Consider the following 25,333-nt stretch of genomic DNA (forward strand, 5'->3'; position numbering starts at 1 on the left):
CCCGCGGGGCCGTGCGCGTTTCCGGTAGCGGGAGCGACCGGAAACGCGCACGGGTCAGGCCAGGTGGGCCCGCAGGGCGGACCGGACGAATTCCGCACCCGCCGGGCCGCCGTAGTTCGCGGCGAAGCGCTCGTCCGCGACGTACATCTCTGCCAGCCCCAGGACGTACTCCCGGTTCGGCTCCTCCCCGTGGCCCGGGGTACCGGGGATGCTGCCGAGCCACGCGACGTGGCGACGGGCCAGGTCTTGCCCCTCCGGGCCGGCCGGATCGAGACCGGCGGCCGCGGCGGCCGTCCAGTCCGCGCCCAGGCGGGCGGCGACGGACTTCCAGTCGTCGCGCTCGGCCTCGCTCATGCCACGCCACCAGCGGTCACTGCTGTCGTAGGCGTCCTGGCCCCAGCGTTCGATCACCTCGTCGCGGTACTGCGTGTGGTCGAATCCGTCGAACACTTCGTTCGCCATCAGTTCCTCTCCTCTCTCGGTTCTGCGGATGGTGGTGCGCACCGACTCGATCTGCCGGGCCAGCCGCCGCTGCTCGTGCTCGAGCAGTTCCAGATGCACGCGCAGCGCCGCGGTGGCGTCGCGATGGCCGTCGAGCACCTCGGCGACGGCCGGCAGTCCCAGGCCGAGGTCGCGCAGCAGCAGGATGCGCTGCAGCCGGACCAGGGCGTCGGCGTCGTAGAACCGCATGCCGCCCGGGCCGGTGCGGCTGGGCTCGAGCACGCCCACGTCGCCGTAGTGCCGCAGGGTGCGACTGGTGACGCCGGCCGCGCGGGCCAGTTCCTGGATGGACCATTCGCCTTTCATCGCGGGCCTCTCTCGTCGGGTACGCCCAGGATGCGTCTTGACGTCGCGTCAACGTCAAGCCCGTTCGGATCCCGTTCGTCCGGATCGGCGCCTACGGTTTCCCTGGACGCTCCGGCCGGAAGGAGAAACGGTATGACGCTGATCGGCGGACTGCCCGCTCACCCGCTGCTCGTGCACGCGGTCGTCGTGCTGGTGCCTCTGGTGTCGACAGGGCTGATCCTGTGCGCGCTGTGGCCGGCCGCGCGCCGGCACCTCCTGTGGCCGGTCGTGGTGCTGGCGGCCGCGGCGCTGGTGCTGACGCCGCTCACCGCCGAGACCGGCGAGCAGCTCGCCGGCGCCCTGGGCGAGACCCCGCTGATCGAGGCCCACGAGGAACTCGGCGAGACCATGACCCTCGTCGTCGCGCTGTTGTTCGCCGCGACGGCGCTGTTCGCGGGGGCGCACGTGCTGCGCGGCCGCGGCGACGGCGGCGGGCGACGAGCCCTGACCGTCGTCGCGGCGGTGCTGGCCGTCGTCGCCGCGGTGGGCGCGACGGTGCAGACCGTCCGGGTCGGCGAGTCCGGCGCCGAGGCCGTGTGGACCGGCCGCGTGCCCCCCGCGACGGCCGACTGACGGAGAGATTCGACGCGCGTTCACCGCGGCGCCCGGCGCCGTTGCCACCCCCGTCGCCGCGTCCCGGCTCAATGAGAACGGTGCGCATCGTTCAGCTCGCCAACTTCTACGGCCCCCGGTCGGGCGGCCTGCGCACCGCGCTGCACCAGTGGGGCGGCGGGTACACCGCGCGGGGGCACGACGTCGCGCTGATCGTGCCCGGACCCCGTCGCGGCGAGGAACTGCTCGGCAACGGGGTCCTGCGGATCACCGTGCCGGCACCGGTCGTCCCGTGGACCGGCGGGTACCGGGTGGCCGACCCGCGGCGCGTCGCGGACGTGCTGCGCGGCCTGCGGCCCGACGCGGTGGAGGTGTCGGACCGGCTGACGCTGCGCGGATTCGGGCGGTGGGCGCGCCGGCGCGACGTGCGCAGCGTCGTCGTCTCCCACGAGCGCCTCGACCGCCTCCTCGGCCAGGTGCTGCCGGCGCCAGTCGCCCGGCGGGCCGCCGACCTGGCCAACCGGCGGATGGCCACCGACTACGACACGGTGGTGTGCACGACGGAATTCGCGAGCACGGAGTTCACCCGCATCGGCACGCCGAATCTGGTGCGGGTGCCGCTCGGCGTGGACCTGGACCGCTTCCACCCCGCCCGCCACGACCGCCGCCTGCGCGAGCGGCTCCTACCGGACTCGTCCCGGCTGCTGCTGCACTGCGGCCGGCTGTCCGTCGAGAAGAAGGCGGAGCGCAGCATCGACGCGGCGCGCCTGCTGCACCGGCGCGGGCACGACGTCCACCTGGTCGTCGCGGGCGACGGGCCGCGACGTCACGCCCTGGAGCACAAGGCGAAAGGGCTCCCGGTGACGTTCACCGGATTCATCGGCGACCCCGATCGGCTGGCCGCGCTGTTCGCCACCGCCGACGTCTCGCTGGCCCCGGGACCGCACGAGACGTTCTGCCTGTCGGCGCTCGAATCGCTGGCCGCCGGCACCCCGGTGGTGGCGTCGCGGTCGTCGGCGCTCACCGAGATCCTCACCCCCCAGTGCGGGGTACTGTCCGCCGACCGCGACGCGGCCTTCGCCGACGCGATCGACGAATTGCTGAGCGCCCCAGACCTTTTCCTGCGCCGCTCGGCGCGACGTCGCGCCGAGCAGTTCGGGTGGGCGACGTCGGTGGACAGGATGCTCGCGGTCCTCGGCGACCCCGGGCACCCGGCCGGAACCGCGCGGTAGGCCGGCCGGACGAGATCGCCGCCAGCGCAGCCCCACCCGTCCACACGCCGGCGGCGGCGAGGGCGGTCGCGGAGAACGACGAGGCCGTCGCGGCGATCTGAGGCCCCAGCCCCGCGCCGACGAACAGCGCGCAGGTGTAGAGCGCCGTCCCGGCACCACGGTGCGGGCCCGAACGGTCGAGCACGAGGGCGATCAGAGCGGGGGCGATCACCGCCACGCAGAACGTGATCGCGGCGAAGGCGGCCACCGGCGCGTCCTGCGCCACCGTCGCGCAGGCCGCCGCCACGAGGAGGAGGACGACGATGCGGTGCCCGGTCCGGATCCGGCCGAGCAGACCCGACAGCAGCGGTGCCGCGACGATCGCCGGCAGCGCCGACGCCCGGAAGACCAGCAGATCGTCGGGATCCGCCACCACGGCGAAGCGTTGGACGCCGGTGTGGAGCGCCACGAAACCGGCCAGCACCGTGGCGGTGACCGCCAGCACGGCGACGGTGCGTGCCGATCCGAGCAGCGCGACGGCCGCCGTCACCGGCTGCGGCCCGGGTCGCGGCGGTGGTTCGTCGTCGACCGCGGCGAGCACCGCCACCGTCGCCACGGCGAACAGGACAGCACCGATCCCGAAGAACCACCGCCATCCGGCGATCGCGGACACGGCCTGGGCGGCGATCTGCCCGAGGACGACGGACGCGAGGAAGGACCCGGTGAGCACCGACAGTGCCGTCGCCCGGCGAGCCACCGCGATCCGGGTGCCGACGTACGCGAAGGCGGCAGGCGCGAACGCCGCGGCCACCGCGCCCTGCAGCACCCGCGCGGCGATCATCCACGTCGCGTCCCGGGCGGTGGCGACCAGCACGGTGGCCGGGACGAGCGCACCCAGACCCGTCAGCAGGGTCCGCCGCGGTCCGATGCGGTCGACGACGGCGCCCCAGGCGAGGAACCCCACCGCATAGGCGATGCCGAACGCGGTGTGGGTCACGGTGACCCGCTGCGCGTCGAGGCCCAGGTCGTCGGCGAGGACACCGAACACGGGGATCACGGCGTAGAGCTGGGACAGCACGAGCACCGCGAGGAGTCCGAGCAGTACGACGACCGGGAGGAACGCCGCCACGGCATCCCCCTCGCCGGACGACCGGTCCCGGGGCGAGGCGAGATCCGGCTCCGTCATTCGGGCAGCCCCAGCACGACCTTCCCGAGCACCCCACCCTCGACCGCCTCGTGCGCCGCCGCCACCTCGTGCAGGGGGAACCACACCGTCGGCAACGGGGTGAGCGCGCCGTCCTCGAGTGCCGCCGTGATGCCGCGCACCGCGTCCTCCTGGGCTCGCGGACCGATGGTGTAGACGAGCAGGAAATGGGTTCGGAGGTTCCGGGCCATCAACCGCTGCACGGGAATCGGCGGCGGTTCGGGTTCGGGGGCGTACACGACGACGGTGCCGTGGTCGGCGAGCACCTCGAGGTCGAGGTCGAGGTTGCGTCCCAGGGCGAGTTCCAGAATGCGCCCGACGCCGTCCGGCGCGGCGGCCCGCAGCGCCGCGGCGGCCTCGGAGCTGCGGTAGTCGACCACCACGGACGCCCCCGCCGCGCGCGCGAGCCGTGCCTTCTCGTCCGTGCTCGCCGTGGCCAGCACCGTGGCGCCGGCCCGGCTCGCCAGCTGCACGGCCGCGTTCCCCACCGCGCCGGCCCCGCCCGCCACCAGCACGGTCGCACCGTCGAGCGGACCGTCCGCGAACAGGGCGTGCCATGCGGTCATGAACGGGATGCCGAGCCCGGCGGCGAGCTCGTCCCCGACGTGCTCGGGCAGGTTCACCGCCTGCCGATCGGGGACACACGTCCACTGGGCTGCGGTGCCGTGCCGGCGCCGCCACGCGGCGTTCCACACCCACACCCGGGAACCGATGCGGCCGGGATCGGCACCCGGCCCCACTGCGTCGACCACTCCGACGCCGTCCGAGTGCGGGATCTGCCACTGCAGCGGCGTCCCCCGGCCGTGCAGCCGGGCCCGCCAGTCGGACGGGTTGACCGCGGACAGCCGGAGGCGAACGCGCACCTCCCCGGGCCCGGGCTCCGGTCGCGGCATCCGGCGAACGTCGAGCACGTCCCGGGCCGCGCCGAGGCGCTCGTACACCGCCGCGAGCATGTCCGGCACCGTCAGACTCCCGCCCGTGCGGTCTCGATCCGGGTGTCGAGGGCGGCGTACTCGTCGAGCGCCCGGGCAACGGCGACGTCGACCGGCAGCACCGGGGTGAAGCCGAAGAGCTCGGTGATCCGTTCCAACCGGGCCGGCAGGTCGCCGCCCACCACGTGGAACGGAATCGCCAGTTCCGCCATGATCTCCTCGAGCATGCGGTCGGCCCGGGCACGGAAGTGCTCGTTGACCGGACGATGCCCGTCCGCGCTGAGCGGCAGCTCGTTGGGCAGGTGCACGAAGGCGTCGAACGTCTCCTTCACGTGCCGCTTGAACGCCTTGCCCAGTTCGGCGACGACGTCCTCGAAGTAGGTCAGTTCGGGCGTGCGCGGCACGGGTACCCCTTCGCCCAGGCCCACCGACTCGTTCGGGTTGATGCCGTAGGTGACCCGGACGGAGCCGTAGATCCATTCCTGCAGCGACGAACCGTCGGAGATGAACCCGTCCCACAGGTTCCGTTCGTGGATCGCCCGATCGACGTGCCGGACGACGATCATCTGCAGCAGCTCCGCGGACGTGCATTCCTCGAGCGTCTTGCCGGGGGCGGCCTCGGGGAGGATCTCCCGCATCGTCTTCGCCCGGGTACGGGGGATGCCCGTGTACTCGGACAACGCGATGGAGGTCAGTGTCTTTCCGGAGGAATAGGTTCCCGAGATTCCCAAGCGCATTGCGCGTGCCTTTCCGTGGCGGTGTTCGCGGTGGTCAGAAGTTGGCCGCGAGCTTCTGTGCGTGCGCCACGTGGCCGGCCAGGTCCTCGTCGGGGGCGCCGGTCAGAACGGTCGGGGCGAACCGGACGACCTCGGTGTCGGTGATGCCGACGAAGCGCAGCCAGTCGTCGAAGAAGGTGGTGGCGAAGTCCGCGCCGAACTCGAGCGGCACGCCCGGCGCGTAGACCCCGCTGGTGTAGACGGCGAGAGCCCGCTTGCCGGTCAGCAGCCCCTCGTATCCGGTGGCGGGGTCGAAGCCGAACGCCCAGCCGGGCTGCGTGACGATGTCGATCCACTGCTTGAGGACGTACGGCACACCCGCGTTCCACATCGGCACGTTGAACACGTACACGTCGGCCGCCGCGAACCGGTCGAACACGGCCCGGGCCGCGTCCCACGCCGCCTTCTGCTCGGCGGTCTGTTCCTGACCGCCGAAGACGGCCATCTTGGCGTCGGCGGCGACCGTGCCGAACTCCGGCAGGTCCGCGGAGAACAGGTCGAGGGTGTCGACCTCGAGGTCGGGCCGGCGATCCGCCAGCGCCTCGACGAAGGCCCGTGCGATGGCGAGGGACTGGCTGTGTTCGCCACGGGCAGAGGCGTTCACATGCAGGAGCTTGGTCATCGGGATCCTCTCGGAAGATGTCGTCGCAGGCCGCGGGTGCCGACGAGCAGGCCGCCACCCGCACACGCAGCTAGGCTGCAGGGGACAGCATCATCCGCGTGCCGCGGCAGCTCAAGACGGCACTTTCGAGTGCCTCGGGCACCTCGAGGTTCCCGGGCTGCGGCGGGGCGCGGGTGCGGGGAACGGTTACGGGGGAATTCGATGACGACGACCGCCGGTGAACGACGCGAGCGGGAGAAGGCCCGGTACAGCATCTACCTGGCCGGATGCCCGGCACGTCAGGTGCTGGAGACCTTGAGCAACAAATGGGCGACGCTGATCCTGTCGGCCCTGACGGACGGCCCGCGGCGGCACAGCGAACTGCGCCGCACGATCGCCGGCGTGAGCCAGAAGATGCTCACCACCACGCTGCGGACCCTCGAGCGTGACGGTGTCGTGGAGCGGACGGTGACGCCGTCGGTCCCGCCGCGGGTGGACTACCGCCTCACGCCCCTCGGCGAGTCCCTGGTCCCGATCGTCGCCGAGATCAAGGACTGGGCGGAGTCGAACATCGCCGACATCCTGGTGCATCGCGAGGAGTACGACCGCGCGACCCGCAACACCGGGTGACGTGGTCCGCCGCACCGACTCCCTGTGATTTCGAACGCAGTCGACGCCCGCGACGGCGGGCGGCATTGACCTGCCGCACCGTCGTCGATTGGATTCACGCCTGTGAACGCGACGTCGAAGGAAAATCGCAGAACCGAGCTGAGCATCTTCCTCCGTCGACACCGGGCCCGGCTGTCGCCCTCGGATGTGGGCCTCGTCGCCTCGGGCCGGCGGCGCACGCCCGGTCTTCGCCGTGAGGAGGTCGCGGCGCTGGCGAACGTCGGGCTCTCCTGGTACACCTGGCTCGAGCAGGGCCGGCCCATCAACGTCTCATCCCAGGTGCTCGACGCGATCTCGCGCGCATTGCGCCTCGACGACGCGGAGCGGATCCACCTGCGGCTGCTCGCGGGTGTGCCCGACCGGTCTCCGAACACGCAGCAGCGCAGCACAGTTCGCGACGATCTGCTCCAGTACATCGTCGACGGTTTCCGCGAGCCGGCCTACATCGTCAACCGGCACTGGTGCGTGGACGTGGCCAACATCCCGGCCCGGGACCTGCTCGACGTCCGGGCGGGCACCAATTGCCTGGTCCGGTTCTTCACGGAAGACGGTCGCGCACAGCGGTACTGTGATCCGGAGGCCACGGCGCGCAGTCTCGTCGGCCGGTACCGTCTCCAGGTGGCGCGCTACGTCGACGATCCCGTGTTCGCCGAGACCGCGCGCCGGCTCTGCCGGGAGAGCGAGGTGTTCGCCGCGCTGTGGGACGAACGCTCCGTGTGCGCGGAACCGCCCGAACTCCTCGCCTTCCGCCACGAGGAGTTCGGACGCATCGACTTCCGCACCGTCTCGTTCCCACTCGGGTCCGATCCGAGCCGGGCCCTCGTTCTACAGATTCCCGAATCCGGCTATCGGTCCACCGGTTCGGACACGCCGGTGCGGATCGAACGCGTCGCGGGATAACCGGGCATCCCCTCCCCCACCACGACGCGTTCCCCCGCCAGATCGAGCATCGGCGCATCCGAGACGTGGTCCCCGTACGCGATCGAGCGGCCGAGATCCGTTCCGTGGGCACGGGCATACGCCGCCACGGCGCGCGCCTTGTCCGGGCCCAGCATCGTGGCGCGCACGACGCCGGTGTATCGCCCCGCGGACGACTCCAGGTCGGTGCACAGCACGGCCGCCGCACCGATGTGTTCGGCGATGGGATCCAGGGCCGGCGCGAAGGACCCGGAGACGAGAACGATCGCGAAACCGTCCGAGGTCCGCGCGGCGAGGTCCGCGAGCACAGCTTCGTGGAAGAACCCGCCCAAGGACAGTTGTCGCGCGAACCACCGTCGGCCCGCGGCCGCGACCTCGGCGAGCGAACGACCCTGCCACCACGTGTAGTACGCCCGGTTGGTCACCGCTCGCGGCACCCCGCGCACCCTCAGCGACCGCAGTCCGGCGAGGTGCGCCCGCGCCTGCCCGCCGGCGCCACGCTCGGCGCCGTCGAACAGCAGCAGCGAGAACAGCGTCACCTGCGCGACGAGCGTCTCGTCCACGTCGACGAACGCGCACCGTGCGGTCACGCCGTCGCGACGTCGTCCACCCGCAGGCGGTTGACCAGGTCCGCCACGCCCTGGAACGTGTGCGCCGCCACCATGTCCTCCTCCGCGACGTCGATCGCGTACCGGGCGGACAGGATCGACCCGAGCTCGACGAGCACCAGGGAGTCGCAGCTGAGGTCGTCGAAGGTGGTGTGTTCGTCGATGGGGCCGGAGAATTCGGGAAAGTGCTCGTCGACGACGGCCGCGATGTCACGATACGAGAGAGTCATCCTGCGCTCCTGTGTGAGAGTGGGAAGAGACGAGGTGCGGCCACGTCACCGCGGCCGCACCCCAGGTGGTTCCACCGCCGAATGCGGTGAGGATCATGCGTTCTCCCGCCCCGATCCGCTGGGCGGCGTCGGCGAGGGCGAGGGGAATCGACGCCGCGCTCGTGTTGCCGACCCGGTCCAGGTGCACGAGGGCGCGTTCCGCGGGCAGCCCGAGCCGGTAGGACACCGATCGGAGGATCCGGAGGTTGGCCTGATGCGCCACGAGGCGATCCACCGTCGCCGGTGTCCAGCCGACCCGGCCCATGACGGAGGCCGCGGACTCCGACATCGCCGCCACGGCCGCCTCGAACACCCGCTTGCCCTGCATCGTGAAGTAGCGGTTCCATCCGGTCGAGGCGGATTCGCTGGTTCGTTCCCGGGAGCCGCCCCCGGGCACCATGATCAAGTCCGCCTGTCCCCCGTCGGAACCCAGGTGGGTCGCGAGTACGGCACCGTCCTCGTCGCGGTGTCCGGACCGCAGCACCATGGCGCCGGCTCCGTCGCCGAAGATCACCGCCGTGTTCCGGTCCCCGGGATCGAGAATCGTGCTGAAGGAGTCGGCTCCGACGACGAGCACCCGCTCGGCACCGCCCGAGCGGATCGTCGATTCCGCCAGCATCAGGGCGTAGAGGAAGCCGCTGCACACGGCCGCGACGTCGAATGCCGGGACCGGCCCGAGGCCCAGCCGGCTGGCGACGCTGGGTGCGGTTGCGGGACAGGGATGGTCGGGGGTGGTCGTCGCCAGGATCACCATGTCGACCGCGTGTTCTCCCGCGGACGCCAGGGCTCGCCGGCTCGCGGCCACCGACACGAAGTGCCGGAATCCGATTCCGGTCCGCTGGCGGATCCACTCGTCGCTCGTGTCGAGGCGGTGCTCGAACGCCGTATTGGGGATCGCCTCCCCGGGAACGTATCCGCCGATTCCCGCGATCACGGCGGCGCGCGTTCCCCGGTCGCGGGCGCCCGCTGCGGTGGTCACCGCAGGTCCGATCCGGCGGCGGGCGCCGGCAGTTCGTGCGCGACCGAGCAGCGCACGGCGGTGCCGTTCCGCTCGGAGACGATGTCGCACGCGCGCCACAGCGCGCCGCCCCGGGCGAGGGAGCGGAGCGCCTCCAACGTCACGGTGACGGGCACCTCGGCCTCGGTCTGCACGGCCGGATCGGCGGTGTGCAGAACCGTGCGGCGCATCCACAGCGTGTTGCTCGTGGCGCGGTCGATCCCGTCGAGTTCGTACATCAGGATCTGGCCGAGCTGCAGGGTCTCCACGAATGCGTCGACGAGCGTCACGTGCGGCTCGTACCGCGCGGCCAGTCCGGCGCCGGGTATGCCGTCGCCGGGGCCGGCGACGAGCCTCGACCGGGCGTGCGCGACGGTACCGTCCACGCGGATGTCCTGCGTGCGCATCTCGTGGGTGCGGTACCCGTCGGCGTAGGGTCCGGCCGCGTGGGCGAGCAGACGGTCGGCCACGGCCGGGTCGAGTCGCGACGCGGGCGTCCCCACTCCGGGGTGGACGACCTCCAGCTCGACCGCGAAGCCGGCGACCCGCACCCGCACCGCGTCCACGCACGCACTCCGTCCGGCGTGCTCGGCACGACCGGGCTCCACCTCGGATCGGACGTGTTCGGCTGTCACGTCCAGGTTTCCGAGGTCGTGCTCGACGGGCGCGGCGGCCGCGCGGATCACCACCGACCGCACCCACGCCGCCGCCAGATCGGCCTCGTCGAGACCGTACGCGGCCCCGATCACCGCGCCGGCCGCCCGCGTGGCGACGAGCAGAACGTCGATCGTGCTCAGGTGCGGGCGCTGCGCCGTCGTACCCTTCGTCGACCAGTCCGACGGGCATTCCACGCCGGCATTCGCCCTGATCCCGGTCGCCGGATGGTCGAGGAGACCGGCGAAGCGGAGGTTCTGCCGGACTCGGCGATAGCCGGCCCCGAAGAACCTGTCCTCGGCCGGACCGAGGTATCGGCTCGGTGAGTCCAGCGTGAAACTGCCCTGTGCCACGGCCGCTGCCATGTGTCTACCCCCAGATCACATCGGTGTCCGAACACGGTGTCCGGCACCATCGTGAACCGGCGTCGCCGCCCCAGCCAGGGTGTGCCGATCCTGGTGTCGGCACCACCACGCTGCGACCGGCCCCGACGCGGTTCGGCCGGCATCCGCGTCACCTTTCGTTGGCGCACAGGCACTTCGGAGGCGCTACGGTTGCGGTCCGTGAGCATCCGACTCGGTTACCAGATCCCGAACTTCACCTATCCCGGACCGGCCACCGGCATCTTCCCCACCGTCGCCGCCCAGGCCCGCGCGGCCGAGAGATCCGGGTTCGACACGGTGTTCGTGATGGACCACTTCTATCCACTGCCCCTGATCGGTTCGCCCGACGAACCGATGCTCGAGGCGTACTCGACGCTCGCGGCGCTCGCGGCGGTGACGACGTCGATCCGGTTGTCGGCGTTGGTCACCGGCAACACGTATCGCAACCCGGCCCTGCTGGCCAAGACGGTCACCACGGTCGATGTGATCAGCGGTGGCCGCGCCGTGCTGGGGCTGGGGGCGGGCTGGTACGAGTTCGAACACCGGGCCTACGGTTTCGAGTTCGGTTCGCTCCGTGAGCGGTTCGAACGCCTGGGGGAATCGCTCGAGATCGTCGTGCCCATGCTGCGGGGCGAACGCCCCTCGGTGGACGGCAGGTGGTACCACACCGAGGACGCCCGGAACGAACCCCGCCTGCGCAACGACCTGCCGGTGCTGATCGGCGGCGGGGGCGAACGACGGACGTTCGCCTTCGCGGCTCGTTGGGCCGACCATCTCAATATCCTGTGCGCCGCACGCGAAATACCGCGCAAGCTGGCGGCCGTCCGGGCGCGATGCGCGGAGCTCGGCCGCGACCCGGCGTCCCTGGACGTCAGTTACCTCGGCTACGTGATGATCGACGAGAACGGCGATCGCGCCCGCGATCTGCACCGGCAGTTCCTGCTCGCCCGGGGAATCGACCTCCGCCGGCTCACGGAGCGCGAATCGGCGGCCGCCACCGATCGGCACTTCGTGGGCACACCGGCGGAGGTGGCCGAGGAGTTCGATCACCGGGTGCTCCGGCACGGCATCGACCGACTGATCGTCAATCTCGTGACGAACGGCCACGAGGAGGGGATCGTCGAACTCACCGGCCGCACCCTCACAGATCTGCTGGCCGGCCGGTGAGCCGGGGAAGAGACGCTACTCGGCGCTGCCGGTGCCCGGCAGCCACTCGCGCATGATGCTCGCGTCGATCACCTGGGCGCCGAGGTCGGGGGTCCAGACGATGATGCCGCCGGTGAAGACGCGGAACTTGCCGCGTTCGTCGGGCAGCATGAGCTCCGGCCCGACCGGGGTGCCCAGGGTGCCGTCGTGCCCGCCGAGCTCGAGGTACTTCTCCTCGATGGGTGAGCCCTGCCCGGTCTCGAAGGGTTCGTCGCCGACCTCGGGGCCGGGTTCGGGCGCGGGGGTGGACGGCGGAACCGTGGCGTCGGCACCCTCCTGGACGGTGAACCAGTCGGAGCGCAGGCCCAGTTTGGCGCGCGCCTCGGCACCGGTGGTCTCGACCGTGCGGTCGGCACCGACGATGCGCACGTGGGTGACGCGGCCGCCGTCGGCGCCGAGGTTGTTGCGGCCGACGATCTCGAAGGCCTGCAGTTCGCCGACGCCGAAGGCCGTGCCGATCTCGCCGGCGGTCATCGTCTGGGCCCACTGCCGGTTGGGGGCGACGGCGTCGCCGAGGTCCTCGACGGACGGGAAGGCGCCGCCGGCGGAGTAACCGCCGGTCGAAGCGGAGAACTCGCTGGCGACGACCTTGCCGTCCTTCATGAGGACGGTGCCGCGGGTCGAGTTCACCGCCTCGTTCGTGCGCGGGTCCTCCTTGGCGGACCCTGCGTACACCTGGCAGTTCTGGCTGTCGCACGTCTGCCACAGCGGCGAGCGGTTCTCCGCCGCGGCGTAGGAGCGGGCGGCGATGGCCTGCGCGCGCAGCGCCTCGGCGCCGCCGGTGTCGGCCCAGCTGGGCAGCGACTCGGCCGGGACGACACTGAGCAGGTAGTCCTCCATCGACAGCCGGTTGACGGTGCGCGGCGCGGAGCCGTCGAGGACGACACCGAGGGAGCCGCGGTAGGGCGCGCTGTTGCCGCAGAGCTTGAGGTGTTCGGCGACGGGCCGGGCCTCGCCCATGTCGACGGGGTCCACCCACGGCAGGTCGGCGCGGCCCTGCCATAGCACCTCGCCGGAACAACCGGCGGTGACGACGACGTCCGCTCCCCCGTCCGCGGTGGGCGTCAGGTGGGCGGCCTCGCCCGGCCCGGTCTGCCGGCCGGCGACGGTCATCCCGGTGTCGGAGTACACGTCGAGGGGCGCGTCGTCCTGCCCGACGAGCCGGACCGCGATCATCATGTTCTCGGGAAGGGCGCCGAGGGTGGTGCCGCCGTAGTAGTGACCGAGGATCCGGTCGGCGGACCAGCCGTGCTCGGTGGCGTAGCCGTAGGCGCCCCACTGGCCCATGCCGCGACCGTGGCCGTGACCGAAGCCCACGAAGGTGAAGGGGGTGTCGGCGGCCACGGCCTGGGCGACGTCGGGTTCGGCGTGCACGTGCAGCACCCCGCCGATTGCGGCGCCGACCAGCAGCGCGGGGGCGAGGCCGATCGCCGCGGCGCGGGCCGTGGCGGGCCGCCAGCCGTTGCGGAGGGGGTGTCCGACGACGAGACGCCGCCGGCGATGGGTCCGGCGGATGGACTTTCGTGGCATGCGCTGCACTCCCTCGTTCTCGCACCGTGTGCCGCCCGGACGCAGGTCCGCGCGTATCGGACATTCGAGACGGATCCTCAAGCTCAGGTTGAGGCTTAAGGTTGTCTGCGACTAGTGTGGCAAGAGTGACTGAATGAAGCAACAACAGCCACACCAGTAACACCAGAATCACAAGTTGCACACGATTCTCGGCCGTTCCGCACTTCGGGTCGTCCGGATGACGGAGGATTCGGTTCGATTCGAGCCGGCTCCTCGGCCTCGGCCGAGCGCCGCCCGGCCGCCGAGGACCGCCGCGAACACCGACAGGGAGAAGCACCGTGCCGCATCGCCGACCGAAGCCGTCGATCGTCCTGGGTGCCGTCGCCGCCCTGGCCGTCGCCAGCCCATTCGCCGTCTACGGCGTCACGAGCACCACATCGGACGTCCGCTCCACCAACGAGTCCGTCCCCATCGTCGTACCGCCCGAGATCGCCGAGGTCGTCCTCGCCTCGGTGCCCGACATCGTGATCCCGATCCACGAACTCACCGGCCTGAACCTGCCGGACCTGAGCCTGAAGGAACTCGCCGCGGGCCTGCCGGAGATCACCGCGCCCGCCCCGTCGACCATCCCGGCGCCCGCACCCGCAGCCGCCGACGTCGTCGATCGCATCGGCGCCACCGTCAAGCAGCTCACCCGCGACGCCCCGTTCAGCATGATCGCGCTGGCCGCGAAGGACGTCGCCGACACCGACGCACGCATCCGGGCCCAGCGCGACGACGGCAGCTGGGGACCGTGGACGGCCACCGAACCGATCGACACGAGCCGCTCCGACCGGACCCCCGACGAGCGGGCCGGCACCGAACCGATCTACGTCGGTGCCACCAAGGCCGTGCAGGTGCTGCTCACTCCGCGCCCGGCGCCCGAACCGACGCTCGCCGGCGCCGAGATTCCCGCCCCGGCCGCGCCGCCGACCGCACCCGCCCCTGCACCGGCGCCCGCTCCGGCCCAGCCGGAGCTGGGCTATGCGCCGGCGTCGTCGTCACGGCCGTTGCACGCCCAGGAACCCGCGCGGGCCGCCGCCGACGACGTCAGCGCCGTGCTCATCAACCCGGGATCGAGCAGCGCCGACGCCGCGCTCGAGGACATCGCCGGTCCGGTCGGAGGGTCCGGACCGAAGGTGATCACCCGAGCGCAGTGGGGCGCCGACGAGTCCATCCGCTGCCAGGACGCCACCTACGACGACGAGCTCGGCGGTGCCACCGTGCACCACACCGCCGGCAGCAACGACTACTCCAAGGCCGAATCGGCGGAGATCGTGCGGGCCATCTACGCCTACCACGCCCAGACCCTGGGCTGGTGCGACGTCGGCTACAACGTGCTCGTCGACCGCTACGGCCAGATCTTCGAGGGCCGCGCCGGCGGCCTGGACAAGCCCGTGCAGGGCGCGCACGCCGGCGGCTTCAACGAGAACACCGTCGGCATCGCGATGATGGGCGACTTCTCCAACGTCGAACCGCCGAAGGCCACGGTCGACGCGGTGGGCCGCTTCCTCGGCTGGCGGCTCGCCAAGGCCGGTCTCGACCCCAAGGGCGAGACCACCATGTACTCGGAGGGCACGTCGTTCACCCCGTACCCGCAGGGCGCGGCCGTGGACCTGCCGATCATCTTCGCGCACCGCGACGTCGGCAACACCAGCTGCCCCGGCGACTCCGGTTACGCGAAGATGGACGAGATCCGTGACATCGCGGCGGCCACCGCGGCCGGACAGAGCACCACGCCCAGCACCCCGAGCGACGACTCGTCCGACCTCGTCACCGACAGTCCGCGCGCGCAGCTGCCCGACGTCGACGCGGGGGCCCCGGCCACCGGATCGGCGGACCGCCTGCCCGACACCGGCTCGGCCGAGAAGGTCGCGGACCTGGTCGGAGAGCTGATCCGGCTCACCGACAACTCGCCGCTGGCGCAGAAGTGGATCGCCGAGGGCGGCGAGACCGGCCGCCTGGGGACCGCCGTGTCCGGGATCCTGCCCGCCAAGGCGGGCTACGAGCGCGCCGAGTTCGTCAACGGCGCCATCTACACCTCGCCGAACGGCGGCGTGTGGACGGTGCTCGGCGAGATCTACAAGACGTGGCAGCGCAGCGGCCTCGACGCGGGCGAGCTCGGCCTGCCGACCAGCGACGAGTACCGCGTGCCGGACGGCTGGCGTTCGGACTTCGAGTTCGGCTCGCTGATCTTCAACGAACTCACCGGTGCGGTGACGAAGGTGCTGCGCGCCTACAACGACGCGTACGAACAGGCGGCGCCGCAGCCCGCCGGCGCGCCGGCCCCCGCCCCCGAGGCCCCGGCACCGGCACCCGCCCCCGAAGCGCCGGCACCGGCGCCGGTGCCCTAGCCGGCCGCCGGTCCCCTCGCCGGGGCCCTAGCCGGCCGCCGGTCCCCTCGCCGGGGCCCTAGCCGGCCGCCGGTCCCCTCGCCGGGGCCGTCACCGCCACCAACGCTCGAGGATGCGGGCTACCCCGTCCTCGGTGTTGGTGGCGGTGACCTCGTCCGCGGCCGCCTTCGTGTCCGGGTGCGCGTTCTCCATCGCGACCCCGTGGCGCGCCATCGACAACATCGGGATGTCGTTGGGCATGTCCCCGAACGCGACGATCCCGTCGGCCGCCACCCCCAGGTGCTCGGCCATCAGCTGCAGGCCCGACGCCTTCGTCACCCCCGAGGCGGAGATCTCGATCAGGCCGTTGTCCGTGGAATAGGTGACATCCACCAGGCCGCAGAGCTGCGGGGCCAGCGCTTCGGCCATCTCGTGGCTCGTCGCCGACGCCATCCGGATCAGCAGCTTCACCGCCGGCTCGGCGATCACCTCGTGGTCGGCGAGCTCGGTGTTGTCCGGATTCAGCCACGCATGCTCGTAGCCGGGGGCGCTGACGAACTGCGGCGTCGCGGCGTCGTGGGCGCTCGCCCCGATCCGCTCGGCGGCCAGACCGCAGCCGGGCAGCACGCTGTTGGCGACGTCGGCAACCCAGGCCAGCTCGTCCGCGGAGAGCACGGCGGCGCTCAGGACCCGGTCGGCGGCGCTGTCGTAGAGCACCGCGCCGTTGGCGCACACCGCCATGGGCGCGAAACCGAGTTGCTCGATCACCGGCGGAATCCATCGCGGCGGACGGCCGGTGGCCAGGACGAACGGCGTCCCGGAGGACACCACGGCCTGCACCGCCGCGCGGGTACGGTCCGAGACGCGCTCCTCGTCGTCGATGAGGGTGCCGTCGACGTCGGTGGCAACCAGGCTCGGCAGATCTCGGCTCACTTCGCCATTGTGCCGGTCCGCCGCGACACGGCGCATCCGGACGACCCGGGCCTCACCGCGGCTGTCGTCGTCACCGGTCGGTGCCGGCATCCTTCTGCGCCCGGCGGGCCTTGCGCGCGGCGGTGTCGGCGTCGTCGAGCGCCGTGGCCTCCGCGAGCGTGGGCGCGGTGCCGCCGAGCCGGGCGGGCACCCAGTACGCACCGGCTTCGTGGACGTAGCTGCCCTGCAGTTCCCGCAGCATGCGCTCCATCGTCTCGTGCAGCTCCGCGGTCAGCTCCGACGCCGACGCGTTCGGCGCGATGGGTTCGCCGACGGCGATCGAGATCGGCGTCTTCGTGCGGCCGAGGCGCTTGGGGTGCCCCTTCGTCCACACCCGCTGGGACCCCCACATCACCACGGGGATGATCGGCACGTCCGCCTCCAGCGCCATCCGCGCGGCACCCGTCTTGAAGCCCTTGATCTCGAAGCTGCGGCTGATCGTGGCCTCGGGGAAGACCCCGACCAGCTCGCCCGCACGCAGCGCCGCCACCGCCGCGCGGTAGGAGTCGGCGCCGTCGGCCCGGTCGACGGGGATGTGCTTCATGGCCCGCATCAGGGGACCGGAGATCTTGTGGTCGAAGACCTCCTTCTTCGCCATGAACCGGATGTAGCGCTTGGAGGTGCGGGCGGGCAGGCCCGCGTAGGTGAAGTCCATGTAGCCGACGTGGTTCATGGCGATCACGGCGCCACCGACGGCGGGGATGTTCTCGGCGCCGGTGACGGTGAACTTCAGTCCCTGCGCGGCGAAGACGGTCCGGGCGAGGCCGATGACGGTCCGGTAGAAGGGTTCCACAGTCGGTCAGAGTAGCCGGATCGGCGGCTGCGGGCTCCGCCCGATGTCCGCCGCCCGCCCGATTCGGGATCAAAGGCCCGTATCCGGCCCGGGTTCACCGCCTGGGCGCGGCGCCGCACCGGCGTCCCCCTACGCTGGGTGGTACGTCGGTCAGCACGTCAGGAGGCAACGAAGTGCAGATCACCAGCGTCGGACACGCCGGGTTCCACATTCAGACCGCAGCGGGATCGATCCTGTGCGATCCGTGGGTCAACCCCGCGTACTTCGCGTCGTGGTTCCCCTTCCCGGACAACACGCAGTTGGACTGGGACAAGCTCGGCGACGTCGACTACCTGTACGTCTCGCACCTGCACAAGGACCACTTCGACCCGGAGAACCTGAGCAAGCACGTCAACAAGGACGCGACGGTGCTGCTGCCCGACTTCCCGGTCCCGGACCTGCGCCGCGACCTCGAGCAGCTCGGGTTCACGAAGTTCCTCGAGACGACCGATTCCGTCAAGCACACCGTCAGCGGCCCCAAGGGCGACCTCGACGTCATGATCATCGCCCTGCGCGCGCCCGCGGACGGGCCGATCGGCGACTCCGGCCTCGTCGTCTCGGACGGCGAGACCACGGTGTTCAACATGAACGACGCCCGCCCGGTCGAGATGGACTCGATGCTCGAGGCGTTCGGTCGGATCGACGTCCACCTGCTGCAGTACTCGGGCGCGATCTGGTACCCGATGGTCTACGACATCCCCAAGCGCACCAAGGCGAACTTCGGCAAGCAGAAGCGCCAGCGCGGCATGGACCGCTGCCGCAGCTACATCGACCAGGTCGGCGCGACGTGGGTGGTCCCGTCGGCCGGGCCGCCGGTGTTCCTCGATCCGGCGCTGCGCCACCTCAACGACGACCACGGCGACGAGGGCAACATCTTCCCCGACCAGATGGTCTTCCTCGAGCAGATGCGCCTCCACGGCAACGACGGCGGCGTGCTGATGATCCCCGGTTCGATGCTCGAGGTGCACGGCAGCACGTCGATGACGCTGACCCACCCGATCCCGGACGCCGACGTCGAGCGGATCTTCACCGACAAGGCCGCGTACATCGAGGAGATGGCGCAGCGCCTGGCCCCGGTGCTCGAGGCCGAGAAGGCGACGTGGGCCCCCGCCGAGGGCGAGCCGCTGCTCGGCCCGCTCAAGGCGAAGTTCGAGCCGATCATGGCGCAGTCCGATCTGATCTGCGACGGCATCGGCTACCCCGTCGGCCTGGTGATGGGCGAGGAGACGGTCGTGCTGGACTTCCCCAAGCGGGTCGTCCGCGAACCCATCGAGGGAGAAGGCAAGTACCGCTACGGTTTCCGCATCGCGCCGGAGCTGGTGCGCACGGTCCTGCGCGACGACGAGCCGGACTGGGTGAACACCATCTTCCTGTCCACCCGCTTCGAGGCGTGGCGTGTGGGCGGCTACAACGAATTCCTCTACACGTTCTTCAAGTGCCTCACCGACGAGCGGATCGCCTACGCGGACGGCTGGTTCGCGGAGGCCCACGACGATTCCGCGTCGATCGAGCTGGGCGGGTTCGAGATCCAGCGCCGCTGCCCGCACCTGAAGGCCGACCTGTCGAAGTTCGGTGTCGTCGAGGGCACCAGCCTCACCTGCAACCTGCACGGCTGGCAGTGGGACCTCGTGACCGGCCGCTGCAAGACCTCCCGCGGTCACGAGCTGCGCTCCCGCAAGCTCTGACCCCCCGTCGCGTGGGTGTGGCCGAATGTCACATGGGTTCAGTTCGATCGAACGCGTGTGACATTCGGCCGCAGCACGTTCGGCAACAGTGCCGGCACGGCGAGCACCAGCGCCCCCAGCGCGACGAGCGCATACGGCCACCACTGCCGCTCGGCGGTCGTCTCCGCCGCCGCCGCGACGTCGCCCGACGACGCCGGGGCCGGCGACTTCGGCAGCGCGGCCGTCGCTTCCCGCACGTTGTCCGAGACTCCCTCGATCACCCCGGTGACCGGGCCGACGCCGTCCACGAGCTGTCCGGTGCCGTCGACGAGCTGCCGGCCGCCGTCGTCGAGGAGCATCAGTCCGTCGCGTAGCTGCCGCGAGCCGTCGGCGGCCTGCACCATGCCGGCGACGAACTGCGCGTCCGGGTCGCTCAATTCGTAGGCGAGCTGCCGCGCGCCGCCGCGCAGCTGCTCGAGCTGCGCGAGCGTCTCCGGGCCGAGCCCCTCGGTGTTCAGCCGTCCGACGAGCCCGTCGAGCCGGGCGGCGGCCTCCTGGGACACCGGGTCGGGCGACTGCCGCAGGGTGCCGGCGACGACGGTCAGCTGCTCGGTCACGCCCGCCTGCATCTCCCCGAAGCCGGTGAGCCGGTCGACGACCTGGTCGACGCCATCGCTGACCTGGGTCGCACCGTCGCCGAGCAGGCCCACCCCGCCCTGGAGCTGACCGAGCCCGTCGGCGAGCTGCTGCCCACCCGCGCTGGCCTGCGCGAGCCCGTCGGCGAGCTGGTGGGCGCCGTCGTCGAGCTGGCGGCTGCCGTCGGTGAGCTGCCCGACCCCACCGCCGAGAAGCGCGAGCGGCAACCCGGCCTGCTGAAGGTTGTTGCGGGTGCCGGAAAGCGGGTCGCCGGTCGCGGCGGGCGGTGCGTCGGCCGGCGTCGCGACGGCGGGCGCGTCGGCGTACGCGAAGGCGGAACCGGTACCGATCAGGCCGAGACCGGCGGCGACGAACAGGGCGGGAACGAGACGAGCACGCATGGCGGAGGACGTTAGTCCGGCGAATTAAGAGGGGACTGAGACGGCGGCAGCCACCGCACCGCCGCGACGGCCAGGCCGAGCAGGGGCACCGCCCACGCGGCGAGCACCGCCGCCAGCGGCAGCCAGACCGTTCCGAGCGCGAAGCCGGCGTAGACCGCCACCGACGCGACCTCGCCGACGAGGCCCGACACCGACGTCACGGTCGCGCGGGCGGTCCCGCTCATCGCGTCCTGCATCCGCGCCTCGGCGACGATCATCGCGTTGTGCAGGGCGCCGTAGCCGATGCCGATCGCCACGAATCCCGCCGCGCCGCCGAGCGCGGCACCCGCCGCCAGCAGCACACCCCCGGCGGCGATCACCGCCCCCATGGCACGACCGGTCATTGCCGCGGTGCGGCCGGCCGTCGCGGCGCCGAGCACCTGTCCCGCAACGGTGATCGCCACCAGCACCGGCGCCGCGGACGTGCTCGAGCCACCCTCGCGCGCCAGCAACGCGAAGTACTCCTCGAACGCGAGGCACGCCGACAGCAGCGCCGCGAGCAGCACCGCGCGGCGCACCACGGCGCTGCGTCGCGCCTCGCTCGTCCCGGCGTGCAGCACCGCCAGGTAGCGGGTCACGAAAGCGCCTGGAACGGCGCCTGTCTCGTCCGCCGAGGCGTGACGGGGGGCGGCCGGCAGGGTGAGGACGAGCAACCCGTTGCCGATGGTGATCGCCACCGACAACCACCCCACCGTCGCGTAGCCGCCCACCGCGAACAGCGGCGCGGCCGACAGCGTCGCGACGAGGACGCACAGCGTCTCGCCGGCGTTCGCGTAGCCCAGTACCGCCGGATACCGGTGCGCCGCCCCGCGTGCGGACAGTTCGTCGTACACCAGGGCCTCGAACGTCCCGGACTTCAGCGACTCGCTGATCCCCCACGCCACGAAGCCCGCCGCGAACCCCCAGTAGCCCGGGAACAGCAGCCACAGGGCGAAGCCCGCGGTGAACAGGACCGCGCTGAGCAGCAACAGGCCCCGGCGGGACACCGTGTCGGCCCACGCGCCCGACGGCACCTCCGCGACGAACGCCACGACGGACCACAGCACGAAGAGCGACGAGATTTCGCCCGTACCGAGGCCGTGGTCCTCGAACAGCAGGGCGTACAGGCCGTAGAGCGGCACGAGTTCGCGGGTGGCCGCGTACGCCACCACACGAACGGTCAGGGAAGAGGCGGAGCCGGATCAACATCGGTGGCGCATGGCTCCAGGGTGGCACGCGCGGACGGGTTTGTCACCGCGCGATACGGTCGGCGGGTGACCGAACGCCAGCGCACCTACACGTGGGACGACCCCGCCCCGACGTCCGCCGCGAACCGCGACATGCAGGGCCTCGACTTCCTGCGCGGCCTGATCGACGGCTCCATCCCGCACCATCCGACGTCGCGCACGCTCGGCTTCCGGGTAACCGACGCCCGCGAGGGCTGGGTGGAGGTGAGCATGGAACCGCAGGAGTTCCACGCCAACGCGGTGGGCAGCGTGCACGGCGGCGTGATCGCGACGATGTTCGACACCGCGATGGGGTTCAGCGTGTCGAGCACGCTCGAGGCCGGTGTCGGGTACACGACCCTGGACCTGCAGGTGCGGTATCTGCGGCCGGTCCAGGCCGGCAACGGCGTCGTCCGCGTGCACGGCATCTGCGAGTACAGCGGCCGTCGCACCGCCACCGCCCGCGGCGAGGCCCGCGACGAGAACGACCGGTTGCTCGCGACCGCGTCGACCACCTGCCTGATTCTGCGCTGACAACCGTCGCCGGACCCGCACACTGAAGTGCATGAGCGTGGAACGCATCGCACTGGACCGCTTCTTCACCCTGTACGGAGAGGCGCTCGCCGGGTTCGACGCCGAGGCCTCGGCCGCGCTGTGGGGTGAACCGGGCACGATCCTGACGGATTCGTTCGCCGGATCGCTGGCGAACCGGAAGGAGATCACCGAGGCGCTCACGCAGAGCAACGAGACCTACCGGAAGCACGGCCTCGCCGGTGTGGGGCACGAGTTGCTCGACCTCTCCCCGGTCACCGACAAGATCGTGCGGGCCCGGGTGCGCTGGTCGTTCCGCGACGCGAACGACGCCGTGATGGCCACCAGCGACTACGAGTATCTGCTGCGCGACGACCCCGACGGCCTGCACGCGTACGTGGCCGTCGGCTGCGACCCGGGCAGCTGACGGCGTCGGCCCTCCCGGGCGGGGTGACCGAATGTCACATGCGTTCGATCCGAGCGAACCCATGTGACATTCGGCCGCCACCCCACGCGGCGGAACGCCTCAGGCCGGCGGTTCGAGCACCTCACGCCCGACGAACGGCACGAGCGCCGACGGAACGCGCACGGACCCGTCGGCCTGCTGGTGGTTCTCGAGGATCGCGACGAGCCAGCGGGTGGTGGCGAGCGTGCCGTTGAGGGTGGCGGCGATCTGCGGCTTGCCGTTCTCGTCGCGGTAGCGCACGCCGAGGCGACGAGCCTGGAAGGTGGTGCAGTTCGACGTGGACGTCAGTTCCCGGTAGCGCTCCTGCGTGGGCACCCACGCCTCGCAGTCGAACTTGCGGGCCGCCGACGAGCCGAGGTCACCGCCCGCGACGTCGATGACCCGGTACGGCACCTCGATCGCGGCGAGCATGTCGCGCTCCCACGCGAGCAACCGCTGGTGTTCGGCGGTGGCGTCCTCGGGCTTGCAGTAGACGAACATCTCCACCTTGTCGAACTGGTGGACCCGGATGATGCCGCGGGTGTCCTTGCCGTAGCTGCCGGCCTCGCGGCGGAAGCACGACGACCAGCCCGCGTACCGCTTCGGACCGCCCGACAGGTCGAGGATCTCGCCGGAGTGGTAGCCGGCGAGCGGCACCTCCGACGTGCCGACGAGGTACAGGTCGTCGTCGGCGAGGTGGTAGATCTCGTCGGCGTGGGCGCCGAGAAAGCCGGTGCCCTGCATGATCTCCGGCCGCACGAGCACCGGGGGGATCATCATCTGGAAGCCGTTGGCGACGGCCCGCTGGGCGGCGAGCTGCAGCATGCCGAGCTGCAGCAGCGCGCCGTAACCGGTGAGGAAGTAGAACCGGGCGCCGGAGACCTTCGCGCCGCGCTCCATGTCGATCAGTCCGAGCGATTCGCCGAGGGTCAGATGGTCCTTCGGCTCGAAGTCGAAGGTGGGCAGCTCACCGACGGTCTCGAGGGTGACGAAGTCGTCCTCCCCGCCGGCGGGGGCGCCCTCCTGCACGATGTTGGAGATCGCCAGGTGCGCGCGCCCGAGCGCCTCCTCGGCGGCCTGCTGCTCGGCCTCGAGCTTCTTGACCTTCGCGGCGAGTTCCTTCGCACCGTCGAGCAGCGCGGGCCGTTCCTCCGGGGACGCCTGCCCGACCTTCTTGCCCAGCGCCTTCTGCTCGGCGCGGATGTTGTCGCCGGCCAGCACCGCGGCACGGCGGGCCGCGTCGGCCTCGAGCAGCGCGTCGACGAGACCGGGGTCCTCGCCTCGGGTGCGCTGCGAGGCACGGACGGCGTCGGGGTTCTCGCGGAGGAACTTGAGGTCGATCACGAGGTCACAGCCTACTCGGCGCCGTCTACGGCCGATTCCGACCTACTGTGCCCACAGTTGCAGGCAGTCCTCGCGTTGGAACATCCTCGCCGAGTCCACGGCGTTCGGATGTCCGGCGTAGGGGTCGGCTCCGGCGTCGGTGAGCACCCGCACGACGTCGATCGCCCCTTTGAACACGGCGCCGGCGATCGGCGACTGCCCGCGGTCGTTGAGCCGGTCGACGTCGGCGCCCCGTTCGATCAGGGTCCGCACCGCGTCGGCGTGACCGTGGTAGGACGCCAGCATCAGCAGGGTGTCGCCCTTCTCGTTGCACAGGTTCACCGGCACCCCGGCGTCGACGTAGGCGGCGAGCGTCTCGACGTGCCCGGCGCGGGCGGCGTCGAACAGGCGCTGCGCGATCTCCTGGACTTCGGGATCGATGGGCTCCGTCATGTGCACCGAAGTTACCCGGGGCGCCGCGCACAGGCATGATGGACGGTGATGGCCGAGGAGAGTGAGCAGCAGTCCGATCGGACGACACCGTCCGCGTCGCGGGTCCGGGGCGCCCCGTCCGCGAAGCTGACCCGTCGCGCCTTGATGCTGGTTGCGGCGGGCGCGGTACTCGCGGCGCTCGTCACCGCGGTGGTGGCGGGATTCGGCGGGTCCGACGACGAGCCCGGCGGTTCGACGAGTGCCGTCGTCACCACCGGCGCCGTGGCCGGCGAGGCCTTCGGCACAGCCGTCGCAGGCGACTGCCTGACCTGGACGGAGATCGATGCGAGCGACCTCGCGAAGGTGGACTGCGCCGAGTCGCACCTGTTCGAGGTGGTGAAGGACATCGACCTGAGCGTCTACCCGGGCGCCGAGTGGGGTCCCGGGTCGCGCTTCCCGTCGGTGCTGCGTTTCACCGAACTGCGCGACGAACTGTGCGCACCTGCCGCGATGAACTACCTCGACGGCCGGTTCGACCCGCACGGCAAGTTCAGCGTGGGCCTGATCAACCCCGGTGAGGCGGGCTGGGCGGCCGGTGAGCGGACGCTGCGCTGCGGCCTGCAGTTCTCCTCCACCACAGGCAACCTGCTGCCGATCAAGGGCACGGTCGCCGACCAGGACCAGTCCAAGGTCTGGGACGTGGGCACGTGCATCGGCATCAACAACGGGGTGCCGGCGGACCCGGTGGACTGCGCCCAGCCGCACGCCTTCGAGGTGATCTCCGTGGTGGACCTGTCCGGCCAGTTCCCCGGCGGTCTGCCGAGTGTCGAGGACCAGGACAAGTACCTCGAGGGGACGTGCACCGAGAACGCCAACGCCTACCTGGGCAGCCCCGACGCGCTGCGCAACAAGACCCTCACACTGTTCTGGGACAACCTGGACTTCGACAGTTGGCTGGCGGGCAGCCGCAAGGTCAACTGTTCGGTGGGCAAGCAGGTCGAGGGCGGCGGATTCGCGTCGGTCACCGGCACGGCCGCGGGCGACATCCTCATCGACGGCCAGCCGCCGGTGCCGCCGCCCGCCGCGCCCGAGGGCCGCTCGCTGCCGACCCCGCTGCCGGGGGCGGCGCCCGTTCCGGGCGCCTGA

General features: G+C 71.6%; 25 protein-coding genes and 1 pseudogene. 10 read left to right on the plus strand and 16 right to left on the minus strand.

Annotated features, from left to right (window positions below):
- Positions 1–54 precede the first annotated feature (54 nt).
- Positions 55–807: a MerR family transcriptional regulator gene (locus OCS65_RS27875; protein ID WP_006937156.1), complete on the minus strand. Its 753-nt coding sequence runs from the start codon at positions 805–807 to the stop codon at positions 55–57.
- Positions 808–939: 132 nt separating this feature from the next.
- Between OCS65_RS27875 and OCS65_RS27880 the strand changes: the two genes are divergently transcribed.
- Together OCS65_RS27880 and OCS65_RS27885 are read left to right on the plus strand one after the other, a co-directional pair.
- Positions 940–1,419, plus strand: a complete 480-nt coding sequence (locus tag OCS65_RS27880; protein WP_263508328.1) for a DUF2231 domain-containing protein — start codon at positions 940–942, stop codon at positions 1,417–1,419.
- 80 nt (positions 1,420–1,499) lie between these two features.
- Positions 1,500–2,630 (plus strand): glycosyltransferase, encoded by a 1,131-nt coding sequence (locus OCS65_RS27885; protein ID WP_044476002.1) that lies wholly within the window; start codon positions 1,500–1,502, stop codon positions 2,628–2,630.
- 112 nt (positions 2,631–2,742) lie between these two features.
- Here OCS65_RS27885 and OCS65_RS27890 read toward each other — a convergent pair.
- The 4 genes and pseudogenes from OCS65_RS27890 to OCS65_RS27905 form a co-directional block, all read right to left on the minus strand.
- A pseudogene (locus OCS65_RS27890) lies at positions 2,743–3,795 on the minus strand (MFS transporter); the annotation flags it as partial.
- The gene (locus tag OCS65_RS27895) at positions 3,792–4,766 is read right to left on the minus strand and encodes an NADPH:quinone reductase (protein ID WP_231772948.1); all 975 of its coding nucleotides are present in this window, start codon (positions 4,764–4,766) and stop codon (positions 3,792–3,794) included. The gene OCS65_RS27895 and the pseudogene OCS65_RS27890, both read right to left, overlap by 4 nt.
- Positions 4,767–4,777: 11 nt before the next feature.
- Positions 4,778–5,482 (minus strand): AAA family ATPase, encoded by a 705-nt coding sequence (locus OCS65_RS27900; RefSeq protein ID WP_231772141.1) that lies wholly within the window; start codon positions 5,480–5,482, stop codon positions 4,778–4,780.
- A 34-nt stretch (positions 5,483–5,516) separates the two neighbouring features.
- Entirely contained in the window at positions 5,517–6,143 is a 627-nt protein-coding gene (locus OCS65_RS27905) for an FMN-dependent NADH-azoreductase (RefSeq protein WP_006937166.1), read from the minus strand.
- A 201-nt stretch (positions 6,144–6,344) separates the two neighbouring features.
- On the opposite strand from OCS65_RS27905, the gene OCS65_RS27910 reads away from it, so the two are divergent.
- Positions 6,345–6,752 (plus strand): winged helix-turn-helix transcriptional regulator, encoded by a 408-nt coding sequence (locus OCS65_RS27910; RefSeq protein ID WP_006937168.1) that lies wholly within the window; start codon positions 6,345–6,347, stop codon positions 6,750–6,752.
- Between the two features lie 102 nt (positions 6,753–6,854).
- A complete protein-coding gene (locus OCS65_RS27915) occupies positions 6,855–7,691 on the plus strand; it encodes a helix-turn-helix transcriptional regulator (RefSeq protein ID WP_043801803.1) in 837 nt (278 codons plus the stop codon).
- Here OCS65_RS27915 and OCS65_RS27920 read toward each other — a convergent pair.
- The 4 genes from OCS65_RS27920 to OCS65_RS27935 are packed head-to-tail and all read right to left on the minus strand — an operon-like array spanning position 7,637 to position 10,602.
- Positions 7,637–8,299, minus strand: coding sequence for an HAD-IB family hydrolase (locus OCS65_RS27920; RefSeq protein WP_168578910.1), 663 nt, complete (start codon positions 8,297–8,299; stop codon positions 7,637–7,639). The genes OCS65_RS27915 and OCS65_RS27920 overlap by 55 nt on opposite strands.
- On the minus strand, positions 8,296–8,547 hold the full coding sequence (locus OCS65_RS27925) for an acyl carrier protein (protein WP_006937172.1): 252 nt from the start codon (positions 8,545–8,547) through the stop codon (positions 8,296–8,298). The genes OCS65_RS27920 and OCS65_RS27925 overlap by 4 nt, the downstream gene beginning before the upstream one ends.
- Entirely contained in the window at positions 8,528–9,565 is a 1,038-nt protein-coding gene (locus tag OCS65_RS27930) for a beta-ketoacyl-ACP synthase III (RefSeq protein ID WP_263508333.1), read from the minus strand. Before OCS65_RS27930 ends, OCS65_RS27925 begins: the two co-directional genes overlap by 20 nt.
- Positions 9,562–10,602: an AvrD family protein gene (locus OCS65_RS27935; protein WP_006937175.1), complete on the minus strand. Its 1,041-nt coding sequence runs from the start codon at positions 10,600–10,602 to the stop codon at positions 9,562–9,564. Before OCS65_RS27935 ends, OCS65_RS27930 begins: the two co-directional genes overlap by 4 nt.
- 198 nt (positions 10,603–10,800) lie before the next feature.
- Between OCS65_RS27935 and OCS65_RS27940 the strand changes: the two genes are divergently transcribed.
- The gene (locus OCS65_RS27940) at positions 10,801–11,787 is read left to right on the plus strand and encodes an LLM class F420-dependent oxidoreductase (RefSeq protein WP_029547015.1); all 987 of its coding nucleotides are present in this window, start codon (positions 10,801–10,803) and stop codon (positions 11,785–11,787) included.
- Positions 11,788–11,802: 15 nt separating this feature from the next.
- On the opposite strand, the gene OCS65_RS27945 is transcribed toward OCS65_RS27940, so the two are convergent.
- Positions 11,803–13,356, minus strand: a complete 1,554-nt coding sequence (locus tag OCS65_RS27945) for a SpoIID/LytB domain-containing protein (protein WP_168578908.1) — start codon at positions 13,354–13,356, stop codon at positions 11,803–11,805.
- Between the two features lie 317 nt (positions 13,357–13,673).
- Between OCS65_RS27945 and OCS65_RS27950 the strand changes: the two genes are divergently transcribed.
- The gene (locus OCS65_RS27950; RefSeq protein ID WP_168578907.1) at positions 13,674–15,728 is read left to right on the plus strand and encodes an N-acetylmuramoyl-L-alanine amidase; all 2,055 of its coding nucleotides are present in this window, start codon (positions 13,674–13,676) and stop codon (positions 15,726–15,728) included.
- Between the two features lie 90 nt (positions 15,729–15,818).
- Here the strand turns inward: OCS65_RS27950 and OCS65_RS27955 are convergent, their stop codons facing one another.
- Positions 15,819–16,640, minus strand: a complete 822-nt coding sequence (locus tag OCS65_RS27955; RefSeq protein WP_029547012.1) for a Cof-type HAD-IIB family hydrolase — start codon at positions 16,638–16,640, stop codon at positions 15,819–15,821.
- A 70-nt stretch (positions 16,641–16,710) separates the two neighbouring features.
- A complete protein-coding gene (locus OCS65_RS27960; RefSeq protein ID WP_006944520.1) occupies positions 16,711–17,472 on the minus strand; it encodes a lysophospholipid acyltransferase family protein in 762 nt (253 codons plus the stop codon).
- A 173-nt stretch (positions 17,473–17,645) separates the two neighbouring features.
- On the opposite strand from OCS65_RS27960, the gene OCS65_RS27965 reads away from it, so the two are divergent.
- Positions 17,646–19,196: an MBL fold metallo-hydrolase gene (locus tag OCS65_RS27965; RefSeq protein WP_263508340.1), complete on the plus strand. Its 1,551-nt coding sequence runs from the start codon at positions 17,646–17,648 to the stop codon at positions 19,194–19,196.
- Positions 19,197–19,234: 38 nt separating this feature from the next.
- Here the strand turns inward: OCS65_RS27965 and OCS65_RS27970 are convergent, their stop codons facing one another.
- Positions 19,235–20,212 carry a hypothetical protein gene (locus OCS65_RS27970; protein WP_006944524.1) on the minus strand — a complete coding sequence of 326 codons (978 nt, stop codon included), beginning with the start codon at positions 20,210–20,212 and terminating at the stop codon, positions 19,235–19,237.
- Between the two features lie 11 nt (positions 20,213–20,223).
- Positions 20,224–21,402 carry an MFS transporter gene (locus tag OCS65_RS27975; RefSeq protein ID WP_029547010.1) on the minus strand — a complete coding sequence of 393 codons (1,179 nt, stop codon included), beginning with the start codon at positions 21,400–21,402 and terminating at the stop codon, positions 20,224–20,226.
- 168 nt (positions 21,403–21,570) lie between these two features.
- Here OCS65_RS27975 and OCS65_RS27980 point away from each other — a divergent pair, with 168 nt between their 5' ends.
- Positions 21,571–21,990, plus strand: coding sequence for a PaaI family thioesterase (locus OCS65_RS27980; RefSeq protein WP_202917463.1), 420 nt, complete (start codon positions 21,571–21,573; stop codon positions 21,988–21,990).
- A 31-nt stretch (positions 21,991–22,021) separates the two neighbouring features.
- Entirely contained in the window at positions 22,022–22,414 is a 393-nt protein-coding gene (locus tag OCS65_RS27985; protein ID WP_006944530.1) for a hypothetical protein, read from the plus strand.
- Between the two features lie 99 nt (positions 22,415–22,513).
- Here OCS65_RS27985 and serS read toward each other — a convergent pair whose 3' ends face one another.
- Positions 22,514–23,776, minus strand: a complete 1,263-nt coding sequence (serS, locus tag OCS65_RS27990) for a serine--tRNA ligase (RefSeq protein WP_029546990.1) — start codon at positions 23,774–23,776, stop codon at positions 22,514–22,516.
- Positions 23,777–23,818: 42 nt separating this feature from the next.
- Positions 23,819–24,208 carry an ankyrin repeat domain-containing protein gene (locus OCS65_RS27995; RefSeq protein ID WP_043798768.1) on the minus strand — a complete coding sequence of 130 codons (390 nt, stop codon included), beginning with the start codon at positions 24,206–24,208 and terminating at the stop codon, positions 23,819–23,821.
- Positions 24,209–24,256: 48 nt separating this feature from the next.
- Here OCS65_RS27995 and OCS65_RS28000 point away from each other — a divergent pair, with 48 nt between their 5' ends.
- Positions 24,257–25,333 carry a septum formation family protein gene (locus tag OCS65_RS28000; protein WP_006944536.1) on the plus strand — a complete coding sequence of 359 codons (1,077 nt, stop codon included), beginning with the start codon at positions 24,257–24,259 and terminating at the stop codon, positions 25,331–25,333.

Origin of the sequence: Rhodococcus aetherivorans, from assembly GCF_025722975.1 — a bacterium.
Lineage (GTDB): Bacteria > Actinomycetota > Actinomycetes > Mycobacteriales > Mycobacteriaceae > Rhodococcus > Rhodococcus aetherivorans.

Excerpts from the sequence above, each read along its gene's own strand:
- OCS65_RS27905 (WP_006937166.1), bottom strand. The coding sequence starts at position 6,143 with ATGACCAAGCTCCTGCATGTGAACGCCTCTGCCCGTGGCGAACACAGC.
- OCS65_RS27925 (WP_006937172.1), bottom strand. The coding sequence starts at position 8,547 with ATGACTCTCTCGTATCGTGACATCGCGGCCGTCGTCGACGAGCACTTT.
- OCS65_RS27945 (WP_168578908.1), bottom strand. The coding sequence starts at position 13,356 with ATGCCACGAAAGTCCATCCGCCGGACCCATCGCCGGCGGCGTCTCGTC.
- OCS65_RS27910 (WP_006937168.1), top strand. The coding sequence starts at position 6,345 with ATGACGACGACCGCCGGTGAACGACGCGAGCGGGAGAAGGCCCGGTAC.
- OCS65_RS27880 (WP_263508328.1), top strand. The coding sequence starts at position 940 with ATGACGCTGATCGGCGGACTGCCCGCTCACCCGCTGCTCGTGCACGCG.
- OCS65_RS27980 (WP_202917463.1), top strand. The coding sequence starts at position 21,571 with ATGCAGGGCCTCGACTTCCTGCGCGGCCTGATCGACGGCTCCATCCCG.
- OCS65_RS27900 (WP_231772141.1), bottom strand. The coding sequence starts at position 5,482 with ATGCGCTTGGGAATCTCGGGAACCTATTCCTCCGGAAAGACACTGACC.
- OCS65_RS27895 (WP_231772948.1), bottom strand. The coding sequence starts at position 4,766 with ATGCTCGCGGCGGTGTACGAGCGCCTCGGCGCGGCCCGGGACGTGCTC.
- OCS65_RS28000 (WP_006944536.1), top strand. The coding sequence starts at position 24,257 with ATGGCCGAGGAGAGTGAGCAGCAGTCCGATCGGACGACACCGTCCGCG.
- OCS65_RS27875 (WP_006937156.1), bottom strand. The coding sequence starts at position 807 with ATGAAAGGCGAATGGTCCATCCAGGAACTGGCCCGCGCGGCCGGCGTC.
- OCS65_RS27935 (WP_006937175.1), bottom strand. The coding sequence starts at position 10,602 with ATGGCAGCGGCCGTGGCACAGGGCAGTTTCACGCTGGACTCACCGAGC.
- OCS65_RS27995 (WP_043798768.1), bottom strand. The coding sequence starts at position 24,208 with ATGACGGAGCCCATCGATCCCGAAGTCCAGGAGATCGCGCAGCGCCTG.
- OCS65_RS27985 (WP_006944530.1), top strand. The coding sequence starts at position 22,022 with ATGAGCGTGGAACGCATCGCACTGGACCGCTTCTTCACCCTGTACGGA.
- OCS65_RS27970 (WP_006944524.1), bottom strand. The coding sequence starts at position 20,212 with ATGCGTGCTCGTCTCGTTCCCGCCCTGTTCGTCGCCGCCGGTCTCGGC.